26 protein-coding genes are annotated in these 25,193 nt (G+C 33.4%); 8 read left to right on the top strand and 18 right to left on the bottom strand.

Features of this window, described 5'->3' with window-relative positions; all coding sequences use genetic code 11:
• The first annotated feature begins 68 nt into the window (after positions 1-68).
• A complete protein-coding gene (locus ABJD27_RS00995; RefSeq protein WP_348173338.1) occupies positions 69-827 on the top strand; it encodes a glycosyltransferase family 2 protein in 759 nt (252 codons plus the stop codon).
• 120 nt (positions 828-947) lie between these two features.
• On the opposite strand, the gene ABJD27_RS00990 is transcribed toward ABJD27_RS00995, so the two are convergent.
• The 13 genes from ABJD27_RS00990 to ABJD27_RS00930 all read right to left on the bottom strand — a co-directional run bounded on the left by ABJD27_RS00990 (position 948) and on the right by ABJD27_RS00930 (position 13,473).
• Positions 948-1,175 carry a hypothetical protein gene (locus ABJD27_RS00990; RefSeq protein WP_348173340.1) on the bottom strand — a complete coding sequence of 76 codons (228 nt, stop codon included), beginning with the start codon at positions 1,173-1,175 and terminating at the stop codon, positions 948-950.
• 190 nt (positions 1,176-1,365) lie between these two features.
• Positions 1,366-1,884 (bottom strand): hypothetical protein, encoded by a 519-nt coding sequence (locus ABJD27_RS00985; protein ID WP_348173342.1) that lies wholly within the window; start codon positions 1,882-1,884, stop codon positions 1,366-1,368.
• A gap of 298 nt (positions 1,885-2,182) precedes the next feature.
• A complete protein-coding gene (locus ABJD27_RS00980) occupies positions 2,183-2,998 on the bottom strand; it encodes a prohibitin family protein (RefSeq protein WP_348173344.1) in 816 nt (271 codons plus the stop codon).
• Positions 2,999-3,026: 28 nt separating this feature from the next.
• Complete coding sequence (locus ABJD27_RS00975; protein ID WP_348173346.1) at positions 3,027-5,060, bottom strand: VWA domain-containing protein; 2,034 nt, start codon at positions 5,058-5,060, stop codon at positions 3,027-3,029.
• Positions 5,061-5,087: 27 nt separating this feature from the next.
• Positions 5,088-5,834, bottom strand: a complete 747-nt coding sequence (fabG, locus tag ABJD27_RS00970; protein ID WP_348173348.1) for a 3-oxoacyl-[acyl-carrier-protein] reductase — start codon at positions 5,832-5,834, stop codon at positions 5,088-5,090.
• A 127-nt stretch (positions 5,835-5,961) separates the two neighbouring features.
• Positions 5,962-6,834, bottom strand: a complete 873-nt coding sequence (gene sucD / locus ABJD27_RS00965) for a succinate--CoA ligase subunit alpha (protein WP_348173349.1) — start codon at positions 6,832-6,834, stop codon at positions 5,962-5,964.
• Positions 6,835-6,898: 64 nt separating this feature from the next.
• Positions 6,899-7,312, bottom strand: a complete 414-nt coding sequence (locus tag ABJD27_RS00960; protein WP_348173351.1) for a nuclear transport factor 2 family protein — start codon at positions 7,310-7,312, stop codon at positions 6,899-6,901.
• Positions 7,309-8,247, bottom strand: coding sequence for a UDP-3-O-(3-hydroxymyristoyl)glucosamine N-acyltransferase (locus tag ABJD27_RS00955; protein WP_348173353.1), 939 nt, complete (start codon positions 8,245-8,247; stop codon positions 7,309-7,311). Before ABJD27_RS00955 ends, ABJD27_RS00960 begins: the two co-directional genes overlap by 4 nt.
• A gap of 62 nt (positions 8,248-8,309) precedes the next feature.
• Entirely contained in the window at positions 8,310-8,876 is a 567-nt protein-coding gene (gene efp, locus ABJD27_RS00950) for an elongation factor P (protein ID WP_348173355.1), read from the bottom strand.
• 128 nt (positions 8,877-9,004) lie between these two features.
• On the bottom strand, positions 9,005-9,790 hold the full coding sequence (gene lpxA / locus ABJD27_RS00945) for an acyl-ACP--UDP-N-acetylglucosamine O-acyltransferase (RefSeq protein ID WP_348173357.1): 786 nt from the start codon (positions 9,788-9,790) through the stop codon (positions 9,005-9,007).
• Between the two features lie 4 nt (positions 9,791-9,794).
• The gene (locus ABJD27_RS00940; protein ID WP_348173358.1) at positions 9,795-11,201 is read right to left on the bottom strand and encodes a bifunctional UDP-3-O-[3-hydroxymyristoyl] N-acetylglucosamine deacetylase/3-hydroxyacyl-ACP dehydratase; all 1,407 of its coding nucleotides are present in this window, start codon (positions 11,199-11,201) and stop codon (positions 9,795-9,797) included.
• Positions 11,198-12,220 (bottom strand): UDP-3-O-(3-hydroxymyristoyl)glucosamine N-acyltransferase, encoded by a 1,023-nt coding sequence (gene lpxD, locus ABJD27_RS00935; RefSeq protein ID WP_348173360.1) that lies wholly within the window; start codon positions 12,218-12,220, stop codon positions 11,198-11,200. Before lpxD ends, ABJD27_RS00940 begins: the two co-directional genes overlap by 4 nt.
• Before the next feature lie 23 nt (positions 12,221-12,243).
• The gene (locus tag ABJD27_RS00930) at positions 12,244-13,473 is read right to left on the bottom strand and encodes an HD domain-containing protein (protein ID WP_348173362.1); all 1,230 of its coding nucleotides are present in this window, start codon (positions 13,471-13,473) and stop codon (positions 12,244-12,246) included.
• Between the two features lie 103 nt (positions 13,474-13,576).
• Here ABJD27_RS00930 and ABJD27_RS00925 point away from each other — a divergent pair, with 103 nt between their 5' ends.
• The gene (locus ABJD27_RS00925; RefSeq protein WP_348173364.1) at positions 13,577-15,124 is read left to right on the top strand and encodes a bifunctional response regulator/alkaline phosphatase family protein; all 1,548 of its coding nucleotides are present in this window, start codon (positions 13,577-13,579) and stop codon (positions 15,122-15,124) included.
• A gap of 50 nt (positions 15,125-15,174) precedes the next feature.
• On the opposite strand, the gene ABJD27_RS00920 is transcribed toward ABJD27_RS00925, so the two are convergent.
• Positions 15,175-16,926: a helix-turn-helix domain-containing protein gene (locus ABJD27_RS00920; RefSeq protein WP_348173366.1), complete on the bottom strand. Its 1,752-nt coding sequence runs from the start codon at positions 16,924-16,926 to the stop codon at positions 15,175-15,177.
• A 461-nt stretch (positions 16,927-17,387) separates the two neighbouring features.
• Between ABJD27_RS00920 and tsaE the strand changes: the two genes are divergently transcribed.
• The 5 genes from tsaE to ABJD27_RS00895 all read left to right on the top strand — a co-directional run bounded on the left by tsaE (position 17,388) and on the right by ABJD27_RS00895 (position 20,407).
• Complete coding sequence (gene tsaE / locus ABJD27_RS00915; protein ID WP_348173368.1) at positions 17,388-17,795, top strand: tRNA (adenosine(37)-N6)-threonylcarbamoyltransferase complex ATPase subunit type 1 TsaE; 408 nt, start codon at positions 17,388-17,390, stop codon at positions 17,793-17,795.
• A gap of 280 nt (positions 17,796-18,075) precedes the next feature.
• Positions 18,076-18,216, top strand: a complete 141-nt coding sequence (locus ABJD27_RS00910) for a hypothetical protein (RefSeq protein WP_348173370.1) — start codon at positions 18,076-18,078, stop codon at positions 18,214-18,216.
• Between the two features lie 280 nt (positions 18,217-18,496).
• Entirely contained in the window at positions 18,497-18,754 is a 258-nt protein-coding gene (locus ABJD27_RS00905; RefSeq protein ID WP_348201988.1) for a hypothetical protein, read from the top strand.
• 71 nt (positions 18,755-18,825) lie between these two features.
• A complete protein-coding gene (locus tag ABJD27_RS00900) occupies positions 18,826-20,025 on the top strand; it encodes an alanine dehydrogenase (protein ID WP_348173374.1) in 1,200 nt (399 codons plus the stop codon).
• 4 nt (positions 20,026-20,029) lie between these two features.
• Positions 20,030-20,407, top strand: coding sequence for a DUF4258 domain-containing protein (locus ABJD27_RS00895; protein ID WP_348173376.1), 378 nt, complete (start codon positions 20,030-20,032; stop codon positions 20,405-20,407).
• Positions 20,408-20,498: 91 nt separating this feature from the next.
• On the opposite strand, the gene ABJD27_RS00890 is transcribed toward ABJD27_RS00895, so the two are convergent.
• Complete coding sequence (locus ABJD27_RS00890) at positions 20,499-21,668, bottom strand: proline dehydrogenase family protein (protein WP_348173377.1); 1,170 nt, start codon at positions 21,666-21,668, stop codon at positions 20,499-20,501.
• Between the two features lie 88 nt (positions 21,669-21,756).
• Here ABJD27_RS00890 and aroB point away from each other — a divergent pair, with 88 nt between their 5' ends.
• Positions 21,757-22,833, top strand: a complete 1,077-nt coding sequence (gene aroB / locus ABJD27_RS00885; RefSeq protein ID WP_348173379.1) for a 3-dehydroquinate synthase — start codon at positions 21,757-21,759, stop codon at positions 22,831-22,833.
• Between the two features lie 9 nt (positions 22,834-22,842).
• On the opposite strand, the gene ABJD27_RS00880 is transcribed toward aroB, so the two are convergent.
• The 3 genes from ABJD27_RS00880 to ABJD27_RS00870 form a co-directional block, all read right to left on the bottom strand.
• Positions 22,843-23,361, bottom strand: a complete 519-nt coding sequence (locus ABJD27_RS00880; RefSeq protein ID WP_348173381.1) for a DinB family protein — start codon at positions 23,359-23,361, stop codon at positions 22,843-22,845.
• Between the two features lie 85 nt (positions 23,362-23,446).
• Positions 23,447-23,929, bottom strand: a complete 483-nt coding sequence (locus tag ABJD27_RS00875) for a winged helix-turn-helix transcriptional regulator (RefSeq protein ID WP_348173382.1) — start codon at positions 23,927-23,929, stop codon at positions 23,447-23,449.
• A gap of 79 nt (positions 23,930-24,008) precedes the next feature.
• Positions 24,009-25,130: a M14 family zinc carboxypeptidase gene (locus ABJD27_RS00870; RefSeq protein ID WP_348173384.1), complete on the bottom strand. Its 1,122-nt coding sequence runs from the start codon at positions 25,128-25,130 to the stop codon at positions 24,009-24,011.
• Positions 25,131-25,193: the final 63 nt, after the last annotated feature.

Genomic DNA, 25,193 nt, shown 5'->3' with positions numbered 1-25,193 from the left:
GATTGGTTTATGCAAAAATAAACTTTTAATTATAAAAAAGTTAGTAGTTTTGCTAACCTACTAAATTTATGGAGAAACTAACCGCAATAATCCCTACTGGTAATGAAGAGCACAATATACGTGAGGTACTTTCCTCCGTAGCATTTGCCGATGAGATTATGGTTGTAGACTCCTTTAGCACTGATAATACAGTAACTATTGCAAAAGAGTTTACAGATACAATCCTACAACGTAAGTATCATTATTCTGCATCTCAAAAAAACTGGGCAATTCCTCAAGCAACTCATGAATGGATTCTTCTTGTAGATGCAGATGAGCGCGTAACGCCAGAATTACAACAAGAAATCATCAAAATCCTTAAAAACCCACCTAAAGATGATACTGTAGGTTTTTGGATTTATCGTAGCAACCATTTTATGGGTAAGCCAGTACGGTACAGTGGATGGCAAAATGACAAAGTGATTCGTTTATTCAGAAAGAGTAAATGTGCTTATGAAGATAAGATGGTACACGCAGAAATTATTGCAAATGGTAAGGTTGGTTTTTTAAAGAATCGTTTTCATCATAATACCTATATCACTTTAGATAGTCATATCAAAAAATTAAATCGTTATGCCGCATGGCAAGCTAAGGATTATGATAAGAGGACAGGAAAACTACACGGATATCATTTTGTAATTAAACCATTCTGGGGGTTTTTCAAACATTATGTAGTTCAAATGGGCTTTAGAGATGGCGTGGTAGGCTTAATCATAAGTTATCTTCATTCCTATGCCATATGGATGCGTTATGCCAAATTATGGCTCTATAGACGCGGTTTGAAGTAATATTTCTTTATACGCTTTCGCGAAAGCGTATACTTTACATTTTAAAAATAAAAAAACAGCAATTAATAAATTACTGTTTTTAATATTCAAGATGTAAGATTAAATTTAGATTCTCTCCTATTAACGTTCTTGTATACCAAAGCAATTGGCAGTCCATCCTAAACCTTCCCATGCAATAACCCAAGCACCAGCAGATTGAGCACTTTGATTTGCCGTCGTTGAAACATAAACTCCATTTAATTCTCTATAACAAAAAATACCGCCTCCAGCAGCTCCACCATTCGTGTTTTTTAATTGCTTCGTATTTAATTTTTGAACTCCGCCTAACTGTAACATGTTTTTTAACATAATTAATGTTTTAAAAATTAATAATATTAAAACTACAATGACTTACCTATACGTACAATAATCATTTCATAAGCGTAAGCGATTAATGTAAATATGTACATATCTATACTAGATATAATCATACATACAAAAGTCATTAGTATAGATTAAAATACTAATGACTTTTACAATTAAATTATTATAGAATAACCTACTGTTGTTCCATAATTACATAATAATATGCAATTCCTATAGGCCTCCCTACTCCAACAAATCCTGATTTTACAAGTACAGCATTTGTATTTCCTGGATATAATTTTTGCAGTTTGCTAACTGCATCAGCTATTGCAACATTAATATCTGAAGAGTTGTAAGCATATCCAATCACTTGATTATCATTAGTTTGAGTAAGTGCTTCTGGAACAGCTCCTTTTTTATCTAGTAAGTTACGTACAGGAATTTTTTCTGTACCTGATCCTGTTTGGAAATAAACAAAATCTAAGTCTGTAGCATACGGAATTGATTTGCTTACTGTATAAGGGAAATATCCTATTACTTCACATGGATCTCCTACTACCATAAATATAGGAGGATAGATTTGCGCTGCAGATTGCTCAATTCTAATTTTACAGTATCCATCTTCATGACCTTTTGCTACAATCGTAACTTTTGGATCATTACCTATTCGGTATGCAAATACTTCATCTGGGTATAAAATTTGACTACTCATAATACTTGGTTTTTTATTTTGGTCCTACTCTATTAAAATTGGTTTTTCAGAATCCACCAGTTATAATTGAAATAGTGTAGCTACTTAATAAGGTGTATTTCAATTACTATGTAAAATTCTGATTATCTATGCTTTTAAATAAGAGTAAAAACACTAATTAAATAAAACAGGAGTAAATACCTGTTTTTCAATTAATTACAAGTGATTAATTGAAAAACACACAATAAAAAAAGCTCTCTAAAGAATGAATCTCTAGAGAGCTTTTAAAAACAATAACAGTTTTTAATAGGTTATCAATTTAGTTATTACCCAAAATAAGTGGTAATCCACTATCGCCAGATCCTACCACAATTACTTTTGAATTAGGAGATTCTGCTAATTTTAAGGTTGCTTCTATTCCTTTTTCTTGAAGAATTTTATCGGTAAGAGATGCACTTAAGATTTTATTTGCATCTGCTTTTCCTTGTGCGTCAATACGTGCTTTATCTGCTTCCTTTTGAGCTGTTACGAGTCTAAACTCATACTCTAATGATTCTTGCTCTTGTTTTAATTTACGTTCAATTGCTTGTTTAATCGTAGGTGGTAATGTTACATCACGTATCAGTATATTATTTAATTGAATATATTGATCTTCAACGATTTTTTGTGTTTCCTGAAAGATTTCTTCTTGGATAGCATCACGTTTACTACTATACAATTGTTCTGGAGTATAGCGCCCTACAACACTACGAGCAGCACTTCTAATCGCTGGCTGGATAATTCTTTCTAGATAATCCTTCCCTTTTTGGTTATGAAGCTTTCCTATATCTGCTGTTACAGGCTTATACCAAGCAGTAGCATCAATCTGAATTTCAAGACCATTTGAAGATAGTACTCTCATTTCTTCAAATAATTGTTGTTGACGCGTTTCATAATCAATCACTCGGTTCCAAGGAGCGATCAAATGAAATCCAGGGCCTAAAGGTTCCTTTTCTGGATCTACTCCATTTGATAATGTTTCATACAGCACACCTGCATGACCTGCATCTATAGTTACAGCAGATTTTGCAAGTACTACAATTGTAATAATTAAAATGATAATAATGGGTAGTCCCACTTTTGGTAATTTATCCATGATTTATTTTTTTGGTTATTTATTTTTTTTATGTAAGACCGTTATACTTTCGCATAAACCATTCTATGGCTAACAAAGCTGTAAGTATCCCTAATAGCCATTTCCAATCTATTAAAGGTACGATATTTTCAGTGCTTTTTTGGACAGGACGATATGCATTATTACTAACTAAGCTTGTTATAAGTTGATCTATGGCCTCTAACGTATACAGACTTCCTCCAGTATTAGTAGCTACTTGACGTAGTAATGTTACATCTGCATTTAAGAATTGTTGTTCTACTTCAAAAGGAACAATTGTAAAAGTTCCAGATCTAGCGAGTCCTTGATCTTGAACTGTCACAGTAAAGGTATATTCTCCAGGAGGTAAATTACTCACATCTATCTCATAAGTAGTACGTTGTAATAAAAATGGAGCTTCATATACTGCTTCTGTTTCTTTATTAACTGCTTTCATCGTTAATGCAGCTCGATTATCAAACACATAATTTTTATCAAAATATTGTGCATATAATTTTACAGATCCATTACCATAATAAAAAGATTCATAATCCAAATTTAATCTACTCTTCTTTTTGTTGGAAGCTGCATATTGAACAAGATTATCTATAAAAGCATCAAAATCCTCAAAACTACGACTATCTACAAAGCTCTGTGCTCTCCATCTCCATAGTCCTTCTCCAAAAATATATACTCCTCTTCTACCATTTTGATCTGTAGTAGCAAGTAATGGATTCTCTGTAGTAATAGCACCAATTTTTTGGTACAAAGCAATATCTGCTTCCGTTCTAAGTGTCACATCACCAAAACTAGTTTTTAATGGAGGAAAATCAGAAAAGCCAATATCATCAAGTATAAATGTCGAAAAATTAGCATTAGAAACTCCTTGCACATCTTCGTCCTGAGTAGTCACTTCGTGAAAAACAACTTCTTGCATTTGATTCAGGATATTCCAATCGGTTTTTGGTCCTGTAATTGTGATACTATTTTTACTTAGGTCTGATAGTTCTTTATATAAAGGTTGAAAAACACCATTAGGTTGATATAACACTATTAACTGATAGTCATTAAGTCTACCAATAGCCTCACTTGGTTTTAAAAAGGTTACCGTACGCAAACGATTACTTTCTATGCTATTTTTAAGCATTCCAATATCTGGATGCAAAATATCGGATACAATCAGAACATTTGTTTTTTGGTCAATAACTTCTACGGCAAAGTTTTTTACATTATTCTTGGTATTCTTTTCGTTATCTATAGCGTCTAGGCCTATAGAAAACTGTCTTACACCTACAGTATTTGCAGGGATCAAAATATTAAGTATTTGTGATTTCTTGTCAGGAGAGAATGAAACACGTTCTTGGTGTAATACACTAGAACCTGAGCGTACTGTAACTCTAGACTGTACCTCGTTTGTTCCATTATAATTTGCAAAAATTTCAACTGGAAATTTATTATTAATATATGCGTATCTGTTTACATTAACTTGTCCTAATGAAAGATCATCATATACCGTGGTATCCCCCACTATAATAGGGTATACTTCTTGAGCAAAGTTTTTACTACTATATTCAAATGCTTCGCCAAAAGTTTGATTTCCATCAGAAAGTAGTACTACAGGTGCTATATCATTACGATATAAAGATGTAAATGATGTAAAAACATTTGAAATATTTGTTTGCCTTTCGGCGAAATTTAAAGAGTCAAGATTTGTTACGTCTGTTCCAAAACTAAAATACTGGATATCAAAGGCATTATTTAAGGCTTTGCTTTCGCGAAAGCGTACCACAGCATTTTGCACACGATCTCCATATCCTAGATATCCCACACTTGCAGTATTATCTATCGCAATAGCTAGAGAAGGCTTTTCTGTATAATATGTTTCTTGTTTATACGTAGGATTAATAAGCATAAGAAGTAACCCAAAAACAGTACAAAACCGGAAGAATGCATATATCTTATTGCGCTTGGTTTTATAAGTAGCCTTATAGAAATATTGGAACATAGCAATTGCCAAAGCGATAACTATTGCTCCAATAATTAATAATAAGGTTGTATTTGTCATATATGATTCTAGTCGTAAGTAAGACTATTATGTTAACATTCCTCCATCAACATTAAGTACTTGTCCAGTAACATATGCACTTAAATCACTCGCTAAAAACACACAAGCATTTGCGATATCTTCTGGCTTACCTCCTCTTTTTAAAGGAATAGCATTACGCCAGCTATTTACTGTATCTTCATCTAATTTTGCAGTCATTTCTGTTTCTATAAATCCTGGTGCAATAACATTTGTACGTATATTACGTGATCCAAGTTCTAACGCCATAGATTTTGAAAAACCAATCATTCCTGCTTTTGAAGCTGCATAGTTTGCTTGTCCAGCATTTCCTTTTACTCCTACTACAGAACTCATATTTACAATACTACCATAGCGTTGCTTAAGCATCGTACGTTGTATTGCTTTAGTCATATTAAAAATAGATTTTAAGTTAACCTCTATTACTTTATCAAAATCTTCTTCAGACATACGCATTAGTAAATTGTCTTTTGTGATCCCTGCATTATTAATAAGGATATCAATAGCTCCAAAATCTTCTGCAACATCTTTTATAAGTTGTTGTGCTTGTTCAAAATCGGCTGCATTACTTTTATATCCCTTTGCTTTTACTCCTGTAGCATTGAGTGCTGTTTCTAGAGTATTTGCTGCATCTACAGAAGAACTATAGGTAAATGCTACGTTTGCTCCATGTTGGGCAAAAACTTCAGCTATTCCTTTTCCAATACCGCGACTAGCTCCAGTTATAATTGCTGTTTTTCCTTCGAGTAATTTCATATATCTAGGTTATTTAATCTTAGTGTTTTCTTTCATATCAAATATAAGGAAATGGAAAAGGGTGTGCACAAAAAAACCTCTTGAAAATTCAAGAGGTTTATCATAATTATTTTATAAAATTAGCAGTTTAACCTAATACTTCTGCTATCTTTTTTCCAATTTCTGCAGGACTATCAACAACATGAATACCACATTCTCTCATAATTGCTTTCTTAGCTTGAGCGGTATCATCACTCCCACCTACTATAGCACCTGCGTGCCCCATAGTGCGTCCTGCTGGTGCAGTTTCTCCAGCGATAAAACCTACAACTGGTTTTTTGCTTCCGCTTTCTTTATACCAGTTTGCAGCATCTGCCTCTAGTTGACCACCTATTTCTCCGATCATTACTACAGCTTCTGTTTCTGGATCGTTTATGAGTAATTCTACAGCTTCCTTTGTCGTTGTTCCAATAATTGGATCTCCACCTATTCCAATAGCTGTTGTAATTCCAAGTCCTTGTTTTACAACTTGATCTGCAGCTTCATACGTTAGTGTTCCAGATTTTGAAACAATCCCTACACGCCCTTTCTTAAACACAAATCCTGGCATAATACCAACTTTTGCTTCTTCTGGAGTAATCACTCCAGGGCAGTTAGGGCCTATTAAGCGGCAATCTATATTTTTAATATAATTAGATGCTTTGATCATATCTGCCACAGGAATACCTTCTGTAATTGTTATAATCACCTTGATACCTGCATCAGCAGCTTCCATAATAGCATCGGCTGCAAAAGCTGGCGGAACAAAAATGATAGTTGTATCTGCTCCTACATTTACTACTGCTTCTTCTACAGTATTAAAAACGGGACGGTCAAGATGTACTTGTCCACCTTTTCCTGGAGTAACACCACCTACTACGTTTGTACCGTATTCAATCATTTGACCTGCGTGAAAAGTACCTTCACTACCAGTAAATCCTTGAACAATAATCTTTGAATCTTTATTTACTAAAACGCTCATTGTTTGTTTTTAAATTTTGCTATTGCAAAAATAGTTTTTTTGTGGGCTTTTGTCGAAGGTATTTTTACAAATTTACACCTCTATAGGAAATCATTGCTTCCTTATCTTCTTCTGCGGGTTGACTCATTTGATAACCGCGATGCATTTGACCATCTTTTATACTCCAAATAGCCATAAAATGTGCTACTGGAACTTCTTCATTAGGGTTCTCTATCATCCTAACAAAATATGTAAAACGAATGGTCACGTTATCTCCTTCTTCTAATAAATGTGTGATATCACATCGTACAGAGTCAAATGACTTTGATGCTTCAGAAGCCATCGTAAGTATATCTTCTCTATTCATATGAGAATACCCAGTTCTAGCATTCCAAAAAAGTTCCATTTCGGGATGAAGGTATTTTTTTACATTATCAAGCTCATTAAAAAAGTCTGACATATAGAAATTACTGACTACACTCTTTGCATTTATACTCATTGCTTACTCTTTAATTGTTCAATTAATTCTGGAATCATTCTTAGATTTGCGAGTTCTTTATACTTTTCTCTAAAACCTCCAGCGGGTGTACCAAAATAACTCTTTCCTCCTTCTAATGATTTACTCACCCCACTTTGAGCAGACACGACTGCTTTTTCTCCTATAGTAATTCCGCTTGTAATTCCAACTTGTCCCCATAATGTGACTTCATCTTCTATAATAACACAACCGGCAATTCCTGTTTGTGAAGCGATCAACACTTTCTTTCCTATGACCGTATCATGACCAATATGTACTTGATTATCAATCTTTGTTCCTTCTCCAATGGTTGTATCTCCTGTAACTCCTTTATCTATGGTACATGCAGCACCTATATCTACATGATCTTTTATTACTACACGGCCTCCAGATTTTAACTTATCAAATCCTTCTGGTCGTTTTTTATAATAAAAAGCATCACTCCCTAAAACTGCCCCAGCATGAATAGTTACATAATCACCTATAACGGTATTATCATAAATACTAACATTAGAATGAATGAGGCAATTTATACCTATAGTTACATTATTGCCAACAAATGTATTAGGTTGGATAATGGTTCCTTCTCCTATAATAGCGGTATCAGAAATTGATTTTTCGGAACTTACAAATGCTTTAAAATAGGTTGTAAGCTTATTAAAATCTCTAAATGGATCATCAGAGATCAGTAATGCTTTCCCATCTGGACAAGCTACTTCTTTATTAATAAGTATAATCGTTGCTGCACTTTCTAATGCTTTTGTATAGTATTTTGGATGATCTACAAATACAATATCTCCAGCAGTAACCACATGTATTTCATTCATGCCTAACACAGGGAAATTAAGATCTCCAATGAACTTAGCATTAATAATTGTTGCTATTTGTTGTAATGTATGTGGGTTGGGAAATTTCACTATAACCTATTTAAATACCAATCCCGCACTATAGCGGGATTTATGTAACATATATGGTATGTTTATTCTTTAATACGTTCTTTATACGTTCCTTTTGCTGTTTCAATTTTGATTTTATCTCCTTCATTAATAAATAAAGGGACGTTTACTTTAGCACCTGTTTCAACAGTGGCAGGTTTTGTAGCATTAGTCGCTGTATTTCCTTTTACACCTGGCTCTGTATGAGTTACTTCAAGAACAACACTTGCTGGCATATCTACAGATAGAGGAGCTTGGTCTTCTGAGTTGATTAATACAGTAACAACATCTCCTTCTTTTAAAAATTCTGCAGCGTCTATCGTATTTCTTTCTAATGTAATTTGATTATAATCTTCTACATTCATAAAGTGATAGGTTTCTCCTTCTGGATATAAAAATTGAAATTTATGTGTTTCAACACGTACTTCTTCAATTTTATGTCCCGCAGAAAATGTGTTATCTAATACTTTTCCTGTAGTAACACTTTTCATTTTTGTGCGTACAAATGCTGGACCTTTACCAGGTTTTACGTGTAAAAACTCTATAATTTTATAAATATCGTGATTATAATGTATACATAATCCGTTACGAATGTCTGATGTTGTTGCCATATTTTTTATACAAATAAACCCATTGTGAATATGCGGTTTATTAGTTTTTTAAGGTTAAACTAATTATTCAATAAAAGGTCAATGACCTTGTTTTATATGCTTTCGCGAAAGCGTACAAAGAGATTATTTTAATTGGTGCTAAAATACCCTTTCATAATACCACGTTGAGAATTTCTTATAAATTGTAAAATCTCATCTCTTTCTGGCGTTGCTGCCATCTCTGCTTCAATAATTTCTACAGCTTGGGTATTATTATAATCTTTTTGATAAAGAATTCTAAATATATTCTGAATCTCTCGTATTTTTTCAGTGGTAAAACCACGACGGCGCAGTCCTATAGAATTAATTCCTACATAACTTAAAGGTTCTCTACCTGCTTTTACAAAAGGTGGAACATCTTTTCTTACCAATGATCCTCCTGTCACAAATGCATGGCTCCCTATCGTACAAAATTGTTGTACCGCAGCCATTCCTGCTAAAACGACATGTTCTCCTACAGTAATATGCCCAGCAAGAGTACTGTTATTAGAAAAAATACAATTATCTCCAACAATACAGTCATGTGCTATATGGCAGTACGCCATAATCCAACAATTCTTACCGATCTCGGTTTTCATACGATCAGAAGTACCTCTATTTATTGTAACACATTCTCTTATAGTTGTATTATCTCCTATAATAGTAACGGTATCTTCATCATTAAACTTTTTATCTTGAGGTATTGCTGAAATGACAGCTCCAGGGAAAATACTAACGTTTTTTCCAATTCGAGCTCCTTCCATGATCGTTACATTAGATCCTATCCAGCTACCTTCTCCAATCACAACATTATTATGAATGGTAGTAAAAGGTTCTATAACTACATTTTTTGCAATTTTTGCACCTGGGTGCACATACGCCAGTGGTTGATTCATATAGTTAGTTATTCTTTACTTTAACAATTTGAGCCATAATTTCGGCTTCCGAAACAAGTTTCCCGTTTGCATACGCACGTCCTTGCATTTGGCAAATCCCTCTACGTATTGGAGACATTAAATCTAATTTAAATATAAGTGTATCTCCAGGAACTACTTGTTGTTTATAACGTACATTATCTATTTTTAATAAGTATGTTAAGTAATTTTCTGGGTCGGGCACTGTACTAAGCACTAGAATTCCTCCTGTTTGTGCCATAGCTTCAATTTGTAAAACCCCAGGCATGACAGGAGCTCCAGGGAAATGACCAACAAAAAAAGGTTCGTTCATAGTAACGTTTTTCATTCCTATAACGCTTTTATCTGTTAGCTCTAAAATTTTATCAACCAATAAAAATGGAGGTCTATGTGGTAACATCTCCATAATCTGATTTACATCTTTTACTGGTGGTGCGTGTAAATCTACTACAGGAACGTGATTACGACGTTCTGCTTTTATGATTTTCTGTAATTTCTTTGCAAATTGAGTATTTACGTAATGCCCAGGTTTATTTGCAATTACTTTTCCTTTTATACGAGTTCCTATCAAGGCAAGATCTCCTATAACATCTAGCAACTTGTGACGTGCTGCTTCATTAGGATGATGCAATGTCAAGTTATCTAGAATACCATTAGGCTTTACAGCAATATGATCTTTATTAAATGCTACTCGTAATTTATCCATTGTTTCTGGAGATAATGGTTTATCTACATACACAATGGCATTATTAAGGTCTCCTCCTTTTATCAATCCATGCTCTAAGAGCATTTCAATTTCATGAAGAAAACTAAACGTACGACTATCAGATATTTCTTTTTTAAATTCAGAAAGGTGTTTTATACTTGCATTTTGAGTCCCTAAAACTTTGGTTCCAAAATCAACCATTGTCGTTATTTGATACTCATCAGAAGGCATCAAAATAATCTCACTACCAGATTCTTCATCTGTATAAGAGATTACTTCTTTTACCACATACTCATTACGACACTCTTCTTGTAATTCTATACCCGCTTTTTCTAAAGCTTCTACAAAGAACTTAGAAGACCCATCCATAATAGGTGGTTCTGATGCATCTAACTCTATCAAAATGTTATCAATCTGTAGTCCTACGCAAGCTGCAAGTACGTGCTCTGTTGTTTGTACAGTAACTCCATTCTTTTCAAGGTTAGTTCCTCTTTGTGTATTTGTAACTAGAGAAGCATCTGCATCTATAATAGGTGCTCCTTCTAGATCAACACGCTGAAATTTATAGCCATGATTCTCTTTAGCCGGTTTGAATGTCATGGTTACATTTGCTCCAGTGTGTAATCCAACACCTGTAAGCGTAACTTCCTTAGCTATTGTACATTGTTGTGCTCTAGCTTCACTCATTGATTTATTTTTTTTTCTAATTGATTAACCGTTTGAACAATCTTAGGTAAATTTTTGAAATGTACATATGAACGATTCCAGTCTGCATATCCAAACGATGGAGAACCTTGTAATGTTTCATCATCCTTTATATTTCGTCCAATACCGGATTGTGCTTGAATACGTACACGATCTCCTATTGTGATATGCCCAGCAATTCCAACTTGTCCTCCAATAAGGCAATTTTTACCAATTTTTGTAGAACCTGCAATTCCTGTTTGCGCTGCAATAGCTGTATGCGCACCTATCTCTACATTATGAGCAATTTGAATTTGATTATCAAGCTTTACTCCTTCTCTTATTACTGTAGATCCTAATGTAGCTCGGTCTATGGTTGTGCCTGCTCCTATGTCTACATAATCTTCTATAATAACATTTCCAGTTTGAGGCACTTTACTATATTCTCCCTTGTCATTGGGTGTAAACCCAAAGCCATCGGCTCCTACAATAGCGCCACTATGTATATATACTGAATGACCTATCACACAATCTGAATACACTTTTGCTCCAGAAAATAAAACACAATTATCACCTATGGTAACATTATCTCCTACGTACGCATTAGGGTAAATTTTTACATTATTCCCAATCTGTACATTATCACCTAAATATGAGAATGCCCCCAAATAAAGTCCTTCTCCATAAGAAGCAGACTCAGAAATATAACTAGGTTGTTCAATCCCTGACTTATTTAACTTTACTTGATTATAGTATTCCAGAAGTTTTGAGAATGATTTATAAGCGTCTTCTACTCGTATAAGTGTAGTGTCTATATCGTTTTCTAATTCAAAGTCTGTATTGACTATTGCAATAGATGCTTTTGTTGTGTATAAATATGAGGTATACTTAGGATTAGCAAGAAATGTAAGAGATCCTGATGTTCCTTCTTCTATCTTCGCAAGTTTAGAAACTTGAACCTCGGGATTCCCTTCTACAGTTCCTTCTAAAATACCTGCTATTTGAGCTGCTGTAAATTTCATGTGTCGCAAAAATAACAAAAAACTTAGTCTTTAGGTTTGGGGTAACAGATATAGTTTTTAACTACTTCCTTTGTTAGGGATTTTAAACTAAGCTGATCACTTGCTTTTACTACATCTACAAGCTTCCCATTATTTAAAAGTATATTGATTCCGCCATGGGTGTAATTATATCCTTGATTTGATATGTTTCCTGTAAAAACAAAGTATGAAGCCTCATGTTCAGTGAGTTTATGAGTATTTATTAGTTGGTTAATATATTTCTGTTTTCTTTCTTCAGAAAATGCCTTTTTCCGAATTTTTACTTTTAATAGATCTCTATTAATAATAGATTTTGATAGTTCTCTTAATACAAAATCGTCTAAAAGACACCATTCTTTCATGGCAGAAATAATATCATAATCATCTAATTTTGAAAATGTATCTAAAGAATCTCTAAAGTTATCTTGATTAATCTTGTTTTTAAGAAAAAATGACAGTGCCGTACTTGCTGGTAATTTGACACCTTGGTGTGATAGTTCTTTTGCTCTTTTAAGTACACGGGTAATTAACTGTTCTGCAACGACACCAGTTTTGTGTAAATACACTTGCCAATACATAAGACGCCGCGCTACCAAGAATTTTTCTACCGTATACACGCCTTTCTCTTCTACAACAAGTTGATCGTCTTTTACATTAAGCATAGCAATGATACGGTCTGTATTAATATTGCCTTCTGCCATTCCTGTATAAAAACTATCACGTTTTAAATAATCTGTACGATCCATATCAAGTTGACCTGAAACCAATTGATTTAAGAATTTGCGATGATACGTACCATTGAATATTTCAAGTGCTAGCGTTAAACTTCCGTTAAACTCTTTATTCAAAGCTTCCATAAAAGCAATAGATATTTGCTCATGATGCACTTCTTCTATAATACTATGTTCCATTGCATGAGAGAATGGACCATGCCCAATATCATGTAATAATATAGCAATAAGGGTTGCTTCCTCTTCTTCTAGAGATACATTAACTCCTTTAGATATAAGGGTCTTAAGTGCTTTTTGCATAATATGCAAACACCCAACCGCATGATGAAAACGCGTATGGTGTGCTCCAGGATATACGAGATAAGATAACCCCATTTGGGTAATACGTCGTAGTCTTTGGAAATAAGGATGCTGGATAAGATCAAAAATAACGCCATTAGGTATGGTAATAAAACCATAAATTGGATCGTTAATTATAGTAACTTTGGTAGGCTGTTCAGTCACAGAGAGAATTAAAAGATTTTAAACAAATATACCACTAATCACACTAGCTTTTAAGGATGCTTTTTTAGCTTTCGCGAAAGCGTATAAACACCACACAAAATACATGAGCAATATCAACATACTTTGGGTAGATGACGAAATAGATTTACTAAAACCACATATCTTATTTTTAGAAAAGAAAAATTATACTGTTACTACCTGTACTAGTGGTACTGAAGCTATAGAGATTATAGATGAACAAAATTTTGATATTGTATTTCTAGATGAAAATATGCCTGGACTTACTGGCCTAGAGACTTTAAGTGAAATAAAAAATAAGAGAGAAAGCGTTCCTGTAGTGATGATCACAAAGAGTGAGGAGGAATATATCATGGAGGAAGCTATTGGTTCTAAAATTGCAGATTACCTGATTAAGCCTGTAAATCCAAATCAGATTTTACTAAGTCTCAAAAAGAACTTAGACCACAGCCGTTTAATCTCTCAAAAGACAGCATCGTCATATCAACAAGAGTTTCGTAAGATTGCCATGGATCTTTCTATGGTAAATTCTTTTGAGGAATGGTCTGAGTTATACCAAAAACTCATTTACTGGGAAATGGAGCTTGAAACGATAGAGGATCCTAGTATGTTTGAGATTTTAGAGTCTCAAAAAGCGGAGGCAAATAATCAGTTTTGCAAGTTTGTAGATAGAAATTACCCAGATTGGTTTGGTTCTCACGATGGTCCCGTAATGTCACATACATTGTTTAAAGAAAAGGTCGTTCCAGAATTAAAGAAAGGGCAACCTACCTTATTTGTGGTGATCGATAATTTAAGGTTTGATCAATGGAAAGCTTTTGAACCACATCTTAATACATATTATAAAAAGAAAGAAGAGGATACCTATTACAGTATCTTACCTACAGCTACTCAATATGCTCGTAATGCTATTTTTTCTGGTTTGATGCCTAGCGAGATGAAAAAAAGGCATCCAGATCTATGGCTTGATGATACCGAAGAAGGTGGGAAAAACATGCACGAAGCCGATTTTTTAAGAGCGCAACTTAAACGTCTTCATTTAGATCTTACCTGGGAATATCATAAAATTACAAACCTTAAAAACGGAAGAAAACTAGCTGATAATTTTAAATCCCAAAAGGATAATGATCTTACAGTCGTGGTGTATAATTTTGTAGATATGTTGTCACATTCTAAAACGGAAATGGAAGTGATTAAAGAACTTGCTAGCAATGATAAATCATATAGATCTCTTACAGAGAGCTGGTTTAAAAATTCTCCATTATTAGAAATGATACAGCAAGCACAACAAATGGGCTTTAAGTTGATTATCACAACAGATCATGGGACGATTAATGTAAAAAACCCTTCAAAAGTGATTGGAGATAAAAACACGAGTTTGAATTTACGTTATAAAACAGGTCGTAGTCTTACATATGAGAATAAAGATGTACTCGCTGCAAAAGACCCAAGAACGATTCATTTACCAAGTATCAATATGAGTAGTTCTTTTATTTTTGCAAAGAGTGACTTGTTTTTTGCCTATCCAAATAACTATAATCATTATGTGAGTTATTACAGAAACACCTATCAACATGGTGGTGTTTCATTAGAAGAGATGGTCATCCCTTTTGCGGTGTTAGAACCGAGATAAATACAAGTTACTACCCTAAAAATATAAATTCCTTCTCCTTTGGGAGAAGGTTAGGATGAGGGAAGTTTTTTAATAAAATAAGAAACGGTAATTCCAGTCACTCTCTTAAAATGATTGGTAAAGGATCGTGTATTAGAAAAACCAACTTCACTTGCTACTGCTTCTATGGTATAAGATCTGAATTTTGCATCTTCCTGTAGTTTATAAATCGCATACTGCACACGTAATGTACTCATATACTGAGAAAAGTTAGCTCCTTGTACTGCATTGATATACTTAGATAGATAGGATGAGTTAGTGTGCATAGATTGTGCAAGTGACTTTAAGGTAACAGCTGCTTCTAGATAACCTTGGGATTGCTCAAACTTTTCTAAGCCTTTTGAGATTAATGCAATTTGAGCGTCGTCTAAGCCTAAAGATTTTGGAGCTATGGCTAAAGAAACTTCTTCTTTTACTTGAGAAGTTTCTCTTTGTTCAAAATCTTGCTGTAATGCACTAAATTTCTTTTTACTTCTGTAATGTGCACTTATATAATATAAAATTACAATGCCAGAAATTCCTAAGAATATAAAAACAATATACTTACTTCTTTTTTCTGAAGCCTTTTCGACATTAAGCTTTGAGATGACTATATCTTTCTCAGCGAGTAGCTGTGGTACTGTATATTCTTGTGTTATACGATTCCCTATTTCTAGATAGTTAGATGAGATCTTTTTATCAAAAGCAATGAGCTTATTAAGATACAGTAATTGATTTTCTGTATCCTCTATTTCTTTATAATGATTGATTAATAGTTGATACCCCTCTCCTAGTTCTTCAAACTCATCATCCGAAATTTGATATAAGCTATCTGCTTTTTTAATAGAATGTATCGCTTCTTCTTTGCGATTGAGTTCCCATAATGTGAGCCCTTTTATCACAGAAGATCGACTAATGGCATAAAAATCTTCAGGGTTTTCTAGTTCTAAAAACTTATTAGTAAAATCTAAAGCTTCTAGATATCTCTTTTCTCTGTATAAAATCCCTCCTTTAAGCCCATAATATTGTATTTTATATTCATCAAGATTATTTGTGATTCCAAACTGATATACAGAATCAATATAAATTGAAGCATTTTTCAGCTCATTTAGTTCATAATTAGTCTGAGCTAATTGATATTGAGCTGTAACATATTTTAATTCTTTATTTTTTTTAGAAAAAGTAGGGTATCTAATTGTATCAAACTTTACTAAATATATAAAAGATAACTCCTTTTTATACTCTTCTATTGCATGCTTTTTATCACCCCAATCTGCTCTTAAAGCATTAATATCTTTTCTAACATAATAAGATAAATAATCATTTTTATTTCTCTCTGTATATTCTAAAGCAGTAAACAATAACTTCATTGCTTTTTTATAATTTCCAGTATAATAAAAACTTTGGAATTTCAATAAATATGCAACAGCTGGTTGGAATTTATCATTATAATTTTCTGTATATGCAATTGCTTTATCTAAATAATCAAATCGTAATCCCTCCAATTGTCCTAATAAGCCATAAGCTTTCCCCATATTTAATGTATCATTTACAGAATGTGCTTTCCAGAGATAGGTCATTGCAATTTCATGAGCAAAGAGGCTATCTGGTTCTATTTCATAATCTGGAGCAGTTCTATTAAAATGATCTATAAAAACTTTATAGTCCTTATCTTTTAAAGAATCTATAGGGGTATATCCTTCTAGAATGGGTTCTTGGGCATAGACAAATATTGGAAAGAAAAAATATAAAATCAAAGGAAGTACGCATTGTTCTAATCTCATAAAACGAATGTAATTAAATAATAGTAGGAAAATTTATTAAAATGCATGGAAGATTTATAAATGTACCAATACGAATGTTGTATAATCATTGGAAAGCCTGCAATTTTGTATCAGTTAAATAAGGAATTCATTTATCAAATTACTACATCAAAAACAGGGAATTTGAATTAAATAATTAGGTAACTGTTTTCAATAAATTATCCCCAACTTGTATATTAATAAAATATTTTATGTGTGGTGCATAACAAGCAAGCTGGGGATATTTAACAGTAAGGAAACTGACTTTCAAAATATAACCTATTAAAACAGTACTTGACAAGTTTTAAAAATTAATTAATTACAATTTAGATTTAATAAGTTCCTAACATTTCTTCAAATCATAAAAAAATGCTAACGTTTTGTTAATATACCTAGATGAGCCTTTTTTTTATATATTTAACATCCCAAGTTGAATTTACAGAATGAAAATAACCTACGTACTATCCGAAATAGATAGTATCGCAACACGAATAATTGAATGTTCAAAGAGTAATATATTACTTTTTTATGGCGACATGGGTGTTGGAAAAACAACACTCATCACATCATTAGCAAAACAGTTAGGAGTATCCGAAACTGTGTCAAGCCCTACATTCTCAATAGTTAATGAATATAGAACCTTAGAAGACAAAGTCCTCTATCATTTTGATTTTTATAGAATAAATCATGAAGAAGAGGTTTTAGATATTGGTTTTGAAGAATATATCCAACAAGGAGACTGGATCTTTATAGAATGGCCTGAAAAAATAGCAAGTTTTATACCAGAGAATAGTCAAAATGTACAGATTTCTATAGATAAAACAGGTCAAAGAGTCTTAATTTTAGAATAAATATGTTAAAATTATGTTAATTTTTAATAAGAGAGGTAGGAGTTTTTTGTAGGACGTTTCTGATTATATTTTTTACTCTCTGGATGAAAAACAAAAAGAAAATCAGTTTAACGAAGAAAATGTTTTTAAAGGATACTAAAACAACTAAGTGACATATATGCTGTATAACTCTTTTTTTTGAAAAAGGGCGCGAATGTACAAAAAAAAAATGATAGTAAAACTTTTGGAGTGATTGATGATTTTTGTAGCAACAAATCATTAATATTAAACACTCACGATTATGAAAGTTAAAGCTTTACTATTAGCCCTGCTTATAGCAGGTGCAACAGCACTTATGTACACTGCAACCAACGAAAACAATGCAGACCAAGCAATTGACAAAAGAAAAGTTAAAATCCCAGGGCAAAACCAAGTCAACTAAGGATAAACGAATTTTCGATAACAAGAAAAAAGGATTGTTTTATGGTAGTATTATTGCTATATCTATCATAATATCACCATACTTTTTTTATCTGTATCAAGGAATCCCAGATGGTGACGTCTGGGATTCTCCTTTTGGAGTAATTAGTAGTAATTACTATGGGAGTGTTCAGGTATTGTTCTGGACATTATTCAATAAAATTGTACCATTATTTTTACTGTTAATTTGGTTTTTTACCTGCAGACATTGGTGGTATCACGCGATACTCGTACCGATCTGTATGATTATTTTTCAGATATACACTATCTTAAATGATGAAATAATATTTCCAGATTCTAGTGAAATTTATATTCTCGCTCCTATTATCTTTATCATGCTAATCTTCTCATATACAATTAGAACAAAGATTTTTGATAAAATACATGGGATTGATCTTAGTGAGTTAAGTCGTGTAAATTGGAAAGGGGAATTACAAACAAATGAAAAAGAAGAAAATAATATTGATGAAGACGAGGACCCAATGTATATGGGACGTTAATCTTCACAAAACTTTTTAATTCTAAAATCTCTTTTTAATCCGTATTTTTGAGTATTGACCTAATCAAAAGCATGGATACACCCAACAGCCCATTTACAAGAGCACAACTATTACCTCAAGAAGAAACTCTTGAGATTGCTAAAAAAAAAGGAGAGTTATTCATTGGCATTCCTAAAGAAGCTCACTTTCAAGAAAGACGTGTATGCCTTACTCCTGATGCCGTTGCTGCACTTACAGCAAATGGACATCGCGTTCTTATAGAGTCTAAAGCTGGTGAAGGAGCACATTATACAGACACCGATTATAGCGAAGCTGGTGCCGAGATTACAAATGATACCGCAAAGGTATTTTCTTGCCCCATGATTCTTAAAGTAGAACCACCATCTCTTGAAGAACTAGACATGGTCAATCCGCAAGCGGTATTAATTTCTGCTTTACAACTTAAAACACAAAACAAAGCCTATTTTGAAAAGTTAGCGAGTAAAAGAGCAACAGCTATTGCTTTTGAATTTATAAAAGATAATGATGGAACCTATCCAGTAGTACGTTCATTATCAGAAATTGCAGGTACTGCTGCTGTACAAGTAGCTGCAGAGCTTATGAGCAATGCAGAATCTGGCACTGGAATGCTTCTAGGGAACATCAGTGGTGTTCCTCCTGCAGAAATTGTTATTATAGGCGCTGGTACCGTCGGTGAATTTGCAGCACGATCTGCTATTGGATTAGGTGCTAATGTAAAAATATTTGATAATTCTATTACCAAACTACGTTGCATACAGTCTAATATAGGCAGGCCCATGTATACCTCTACGCTACAACCTAAAAATTTAGTCAAAGCACTTAAACGATGTGATGTTGTTATTGGAGCCGTACGAGGAACAAACAGATCTCCAGTTATCGTGACAGAAACTATGGTAGAAGGCATGAAGAATGGCGCTGTTGCTATAGATGTAAGTATTGATATGGGTGGATGTTTTGAAACTAGCGATGTCACCTCGCATCACAAACCTACATTCATCAAACACGGAGTTACACATTATTGTGTGCCAAATATACCTGCTCGATTTGCTAGAACTGCCTCAATATCATTAAGTAATATCTTCACTCCGTATCTTTTAGACATAGGAGAAGAAGGAGGCATAGAAAATAAGTTGCGTTTTGACAAAGGATTGAAAAACGGTTTGTATTTTTACCACGGCGTTTTAACCAATAAATCGGTAGCAAATTGGTTTGACCTATACTACCGAGATATCAATCTTCTTATTTTTTAAATATATGCGTTTATTACATCGTATAGGCTACTATTTAGGTGGCTTTTCTATAGGCTTAATTATTTTAGCATTTTTCTTTAGTGGTAAGAAAACCAGCTGCGCTTACTTCCCAGAAGCTCGAGTACTAAAGAATATCAACACAAAAACATACACTCTTTCTTCAGAAGCACAACAAGCGCTAGATACACATCAACTAGATACTATTGCTGTCAATTTGGTATTAAAAGAAGGAGATATAGATTTTAGCGAAAGTCAAACTAGAAAAGAGCCTTGCGCTATATATGCAGTGTATGGTTCAATAAAAAATGATCGAGAACTTAAACTTATTCTTGAGAATTGTGAGGAAAAGGTATTTATAAAAGAAGTAGTCATTGTAAAGTAAGTTCTCTTTGGTATTGATCCTGGTTTTGCTTTCGCGAAAGCAAAAAAAAGAACACTCTTACACCAATAAAGACCTTACTTACTAAAGATGTCTATATTTTCCTGCGTTTACGCTCTGCCTTTATAAGTTCTAATTCTCTATTGGTTTGACCCGCAACCGATGTATTTTCTTCAGCCCTACGTATAAGGTACGGCATCACATCTTTTACAGGACCAAATGGAATGTATTTTGCTACATTATACCCTTCGGAAGCTAGATTAAAGCTTATATGATCACTCATTCCGTATAATTGACCAAACCACACACGATCATCGTTTGATGCAATTGTTTTTGTCTTCATAATATCCATCGCGAGCAAACAACTATCCTCATTATGAGTTCCTAAAAAAACAGAAATATCTTCAAGGTTATCAAATATATAGCGAAGTACTTCATTAAAGTTATCATCTGTTTCCTGTTTACTAGCACAGATAGGTGTAGGATATCCAAGTTCCTCGGCACGGTCATTTTCTTTCTCCATATAAGCGCCTCTTACAATCTTCACTCCTATCTTAAACCCTTTTACCTTTGCCTCTAAATGTAGCTTCTTAAGGTACTCTAATCGATCCCAACGATAGCATTGTAAGGTGTTATACACAATCGCTTTCTCTTTGTTGTAAGTTGCCATCATTTGTGCCACTAGATCATCTGCTGCAGTTTGCATCCAACTTTCTTCTCCATCTATGAGTACAGCAACATCTGTTTCTTGTGCTTTTTTGCAAATTTCATCAAAACGAGTTACGATCTTAGTCCATTCTGTTTGCTCTTCTTCTTTTAAACTTGCGCCTTCAGAAACACGTTGCCAGATATCAAAACGACCAAAACCTGTAGGTTTAAATACCGATATAGGCATCGCTTCTTTTTCTTCAGCAAAATCTGTAAGCTCTACTACTTTACGTAGACAAGCATCAAATTGAGCCTCATCTTCTTTTCCTTCTACAGAATAATCCAACACAGAACTTACACCAGCAGCATATAACCTGTCCATCACAGGAATACAATCATCCTCACTAACGCCTCCACAAAAATGATCAAATACTGTAGATCGTATCAAACCTTCTACTGGTAAATGCACATTTAATGCAAACTTTGTCATCGCAGTCCCAATACGCACAAGAGGTTCTTTTGATATCATCTTAAAAAGAAAATAAGCGCGTTCAAGTTCACTATCCGATTTAAGCACAAAAGCGCGCTCTGTATTTTCAAAAATAGAAGAAGCCATAATTCAATATTTAGTGTTACAAATATAATTCAAACAGAATGTGATTTAAACAAAAAGATAGTAATTTGGCACCATCAAATTTGAATCTATGCAACCTATCATTGCCGCAAACTATGAGATTGTTTTTAATACCACTGGTTATCAGAAACTCAATACTCTTATACAAGCAAATACATATACAAAAATTTTTATCATTGTAGATAGTAATACACAAGAGCTTTGTCTTCCTAGCCTTCTAAATGCACTAGAAACTACGGTTGTTATAGAAGTTATTGAAATAGAGCCAGGAGAAACTAATAAAACAATTGAAACTTGCTCTGGCGTATGGGATGCATTAGCAGCGCTAGATGCTGACCGGAAAGGTTTAATTATCAATCTAGGTGGTGGTGTTGTTACTGATCTAGGTGGCTTTGTTGCAAGCACATTTAAAAGAGGAATGGATTTTATAAATATCCCTACATCACTCCTCTCTATGGTAGATGCATCTGTAGGTGGTAAAACTGGCGTCGATTTGGGAACTTTAAAAAATTTAATTGGTATTATTAATAATCCTCAATTAGTTTTAATAGATACTAGTTTTCTAGCAACACTTCCTAAAAATGAAATGCGTTCTGGTCTTGCCGAAATGTACAAACACGGACTTATTGCTAGTCAGGAATACTGGGAACAGTTTTCTGACTTAACAACCATGACTACAGACGATCTTAATCAATTAATTTATGACAGCATTATCATAAAGAATAATGTTGTTTTAGAAGATCCAACAGAACAGAACATTCGCAAAATGCTAAACTATGGCCACACATTAGGACATGCTATAGAGTCTTACTGTCTAAGTAATTCTAAAAAACAAACGCTATTACATGGAGAAGCTATTGCAATAGGTATGATATTAGAAAGTTATCTTTCCAATAAACAAACTGGACTACCTCAAGAACAACTAGAAAATATTAGTACTATACTTTCAAATATGTATGATCCTGTATCTTTTTCTAAAGATGATATACATCAGATAATAGAACTTCTTAAATATGACAAAAAGAACACGAACGGTAAAGTCAAATTTGTACTCTTAAAAGAAATCGGAATAGGAGTTATTGATCAAGAGATTCCTAATGACCTAATACATCAGTCATTTGAATATTATAGTAACTTGAATATATAGAGGTTCTTTTTATAAGTAGCGATCCTCTATAAGTGATACATGATGTTTTTCATGTCCTAATGTTATAAACCCTATTGCGCGCACAGACATCGGGCTTCCGCTTCCCATGCCTACTTCTTTTAACATGGTATCATCAAAGTTTTCAAAGAGTGCTATAGTAGCACTTCTTACCGCTTGGTATTCTTTAACAAGTGAATCCATAGTACGTTGATCTGCATTAGATGGTGGGATAAAATTATCTTGATCAAAACCCAAAAGATCTACTTTATCTTTTCTCGCAAATCGTAATGCTCTATAAGAAAAGATACGCTCCGTATCTATAACATGCATTAATACCTCTTTAGGAGTCCATTTACCGACTTCATATCTAAAATCTAACTTATTCTCAGGTATGGTATTAAAAAAAGAAGCGACTTCCTGTTTCCCAGCAATAAGAGCATCTACTAAAGAAACCTTCTCATTAATTCTTCTTACAAAAGATTCATAATAAGGGTTATATTCTGAGTCGTTTAGATCGGTTGTAAACATAGTTCAAGTTTTTATAGTAAAAATACTAACTAAAAAACCCTTCTAAAAAATTTAGAAGGGTTTTTTATCTATTAATAAGGATTACTTATATAAGGTCTTGAAAAATAGAATGCATTAATCGTTTTTTGTCATTGAGGCTTTCATCTAGAGATATCATAGTTTCCGTACGGTAAACTCCTTCAATATCGTCCAATTGGAATATGATATTTTTTGCGTGATTAGTGTCTTTTGCACGTATTTTACAAAAAATATTAAATTTCCCTGTAGTTACATGCGCCACAGTTACAAATGGAATTTGAGCGATACGTTCAAGAACAAAAGTTGTTTGTGAGGTTTTGTTCAAAAACACCCCTACATACGCAATAAAGGAATATCCTAATTTTCCGTAATCAAGTGTAAGCGAAGAACCAATGATGATTCCTGCTTCTTCCATCTTTTTTACGCGTACGTGGACAGTTCCAGCAGATATAAGTAGCTTTTTTGCGATATCTGTAAAAGGAATTCTGGTATTCTCTATGAGCATATCCAGTATTTGATGATCAACTTCGTCGAGTTTAAATTTTGCCATTATTGTATGATTCGTTGAATTTAATTCAAAATTAAATCATTTTTATTGAACAATCTTTAATTATCAGGGATAATTCAAACTATAACGTTATCGTAATGCCATTATCTAAATTAATTTGACTTATATCGACTTTTCCAATTACATTTTCTGTTAAAATATTTTTTATTTCTTGCCCATAAACATCAATAACTCGATGCCCAAATCTAGAAGAAGTCATTTTGTTTTCAGAAAATTGAGGAATAAATACAATTTTACCATTAGTCAATTTTTCTAAATATTGGATTTTTATGTCTCCACTAGCTGTATTTGTAAATAAGATATCGCAAAAGCATTTTTGATGTTCGGGAATACTCCAATATACTTCTTCTTTTAAAGTAACTTCATTACAAATTCCATGTAACCCAGCAACCAATGCCATAAAAACATAACGACGCGTTTCTTCTCGATCATAATCTTCTGGATAATGACCAGCCTCAAAAAGCAATGTAGGTGTCCCATTTGCTTGAAAAGTATCACCCGTACAATTCAGGTTAAAGCCATCATCATAACGACCAATTTGCTCTGGCAAATAAGGTTGTAACTCTTTATATATATGAGCTATTACATCCATAGACCGCTTTCGCGAAAGCGTAACACCCCTACTTTCATCTGCAGATGGGGCTAAAAAGGATAACACAGAAGATGTCGCAGTCTTTTCAAAACCAAAAATAGTGCGTTGCCCATGAAGGTTAAAACAGTAATCAGGTTTAAACTCTTGATACAAATCCCACAATAAAGTACTTTCAGGTTGTGATCTGAGCTGTGCATCTCTATTCAAATCAACCTTATTTGCATTAATTCTTGTAAATGCACTTGCGCCATCTGGATTTAATATCGGAACAAAACACAATGTACAAGAAGATAAAATCTTTTGTATTTCCGGCAATAATTCATCTCCTTGAAAAATTTTAAACAAATCAAAAACTGCTTTTGTCGTCGTACTTTCATTTCCATGCATCTGTGACCATAGTAAAATTTTTGTCTTACCTGTTCCAATTGTCACACTGTAAATAGGTCTTTTTTCTACAGAAAATCCAAGTTGTTTTATTTCAAATTTTGATGGTAAATTTTCTAATAAATCAGCAATAGAATCGCTATGAATATAACGCCCAAAAAGCTGTTTCTCGTGATGATTTTTGTGCCAATTAAAAAGTGTGTCCAAAAGTAAAATGTCTTTATTTAGTTACAAATGTAAATTATAATTAATTTACATTTGTAAACAATC

Origin of the sequence: Dokdonia sp., assembly GCF_039945015.1 — a bacterium.
Taxonomy (GTDB): Bacteria; Bacteroidota; Bacteroidia; order Flavobacteriales; family Flavobacteriaceae; genus Dokdonia.
Note: the sequence above shows the minus strand (reverse complement) of the source record. Positions and strands in the feature narration are given on the sequence as shown.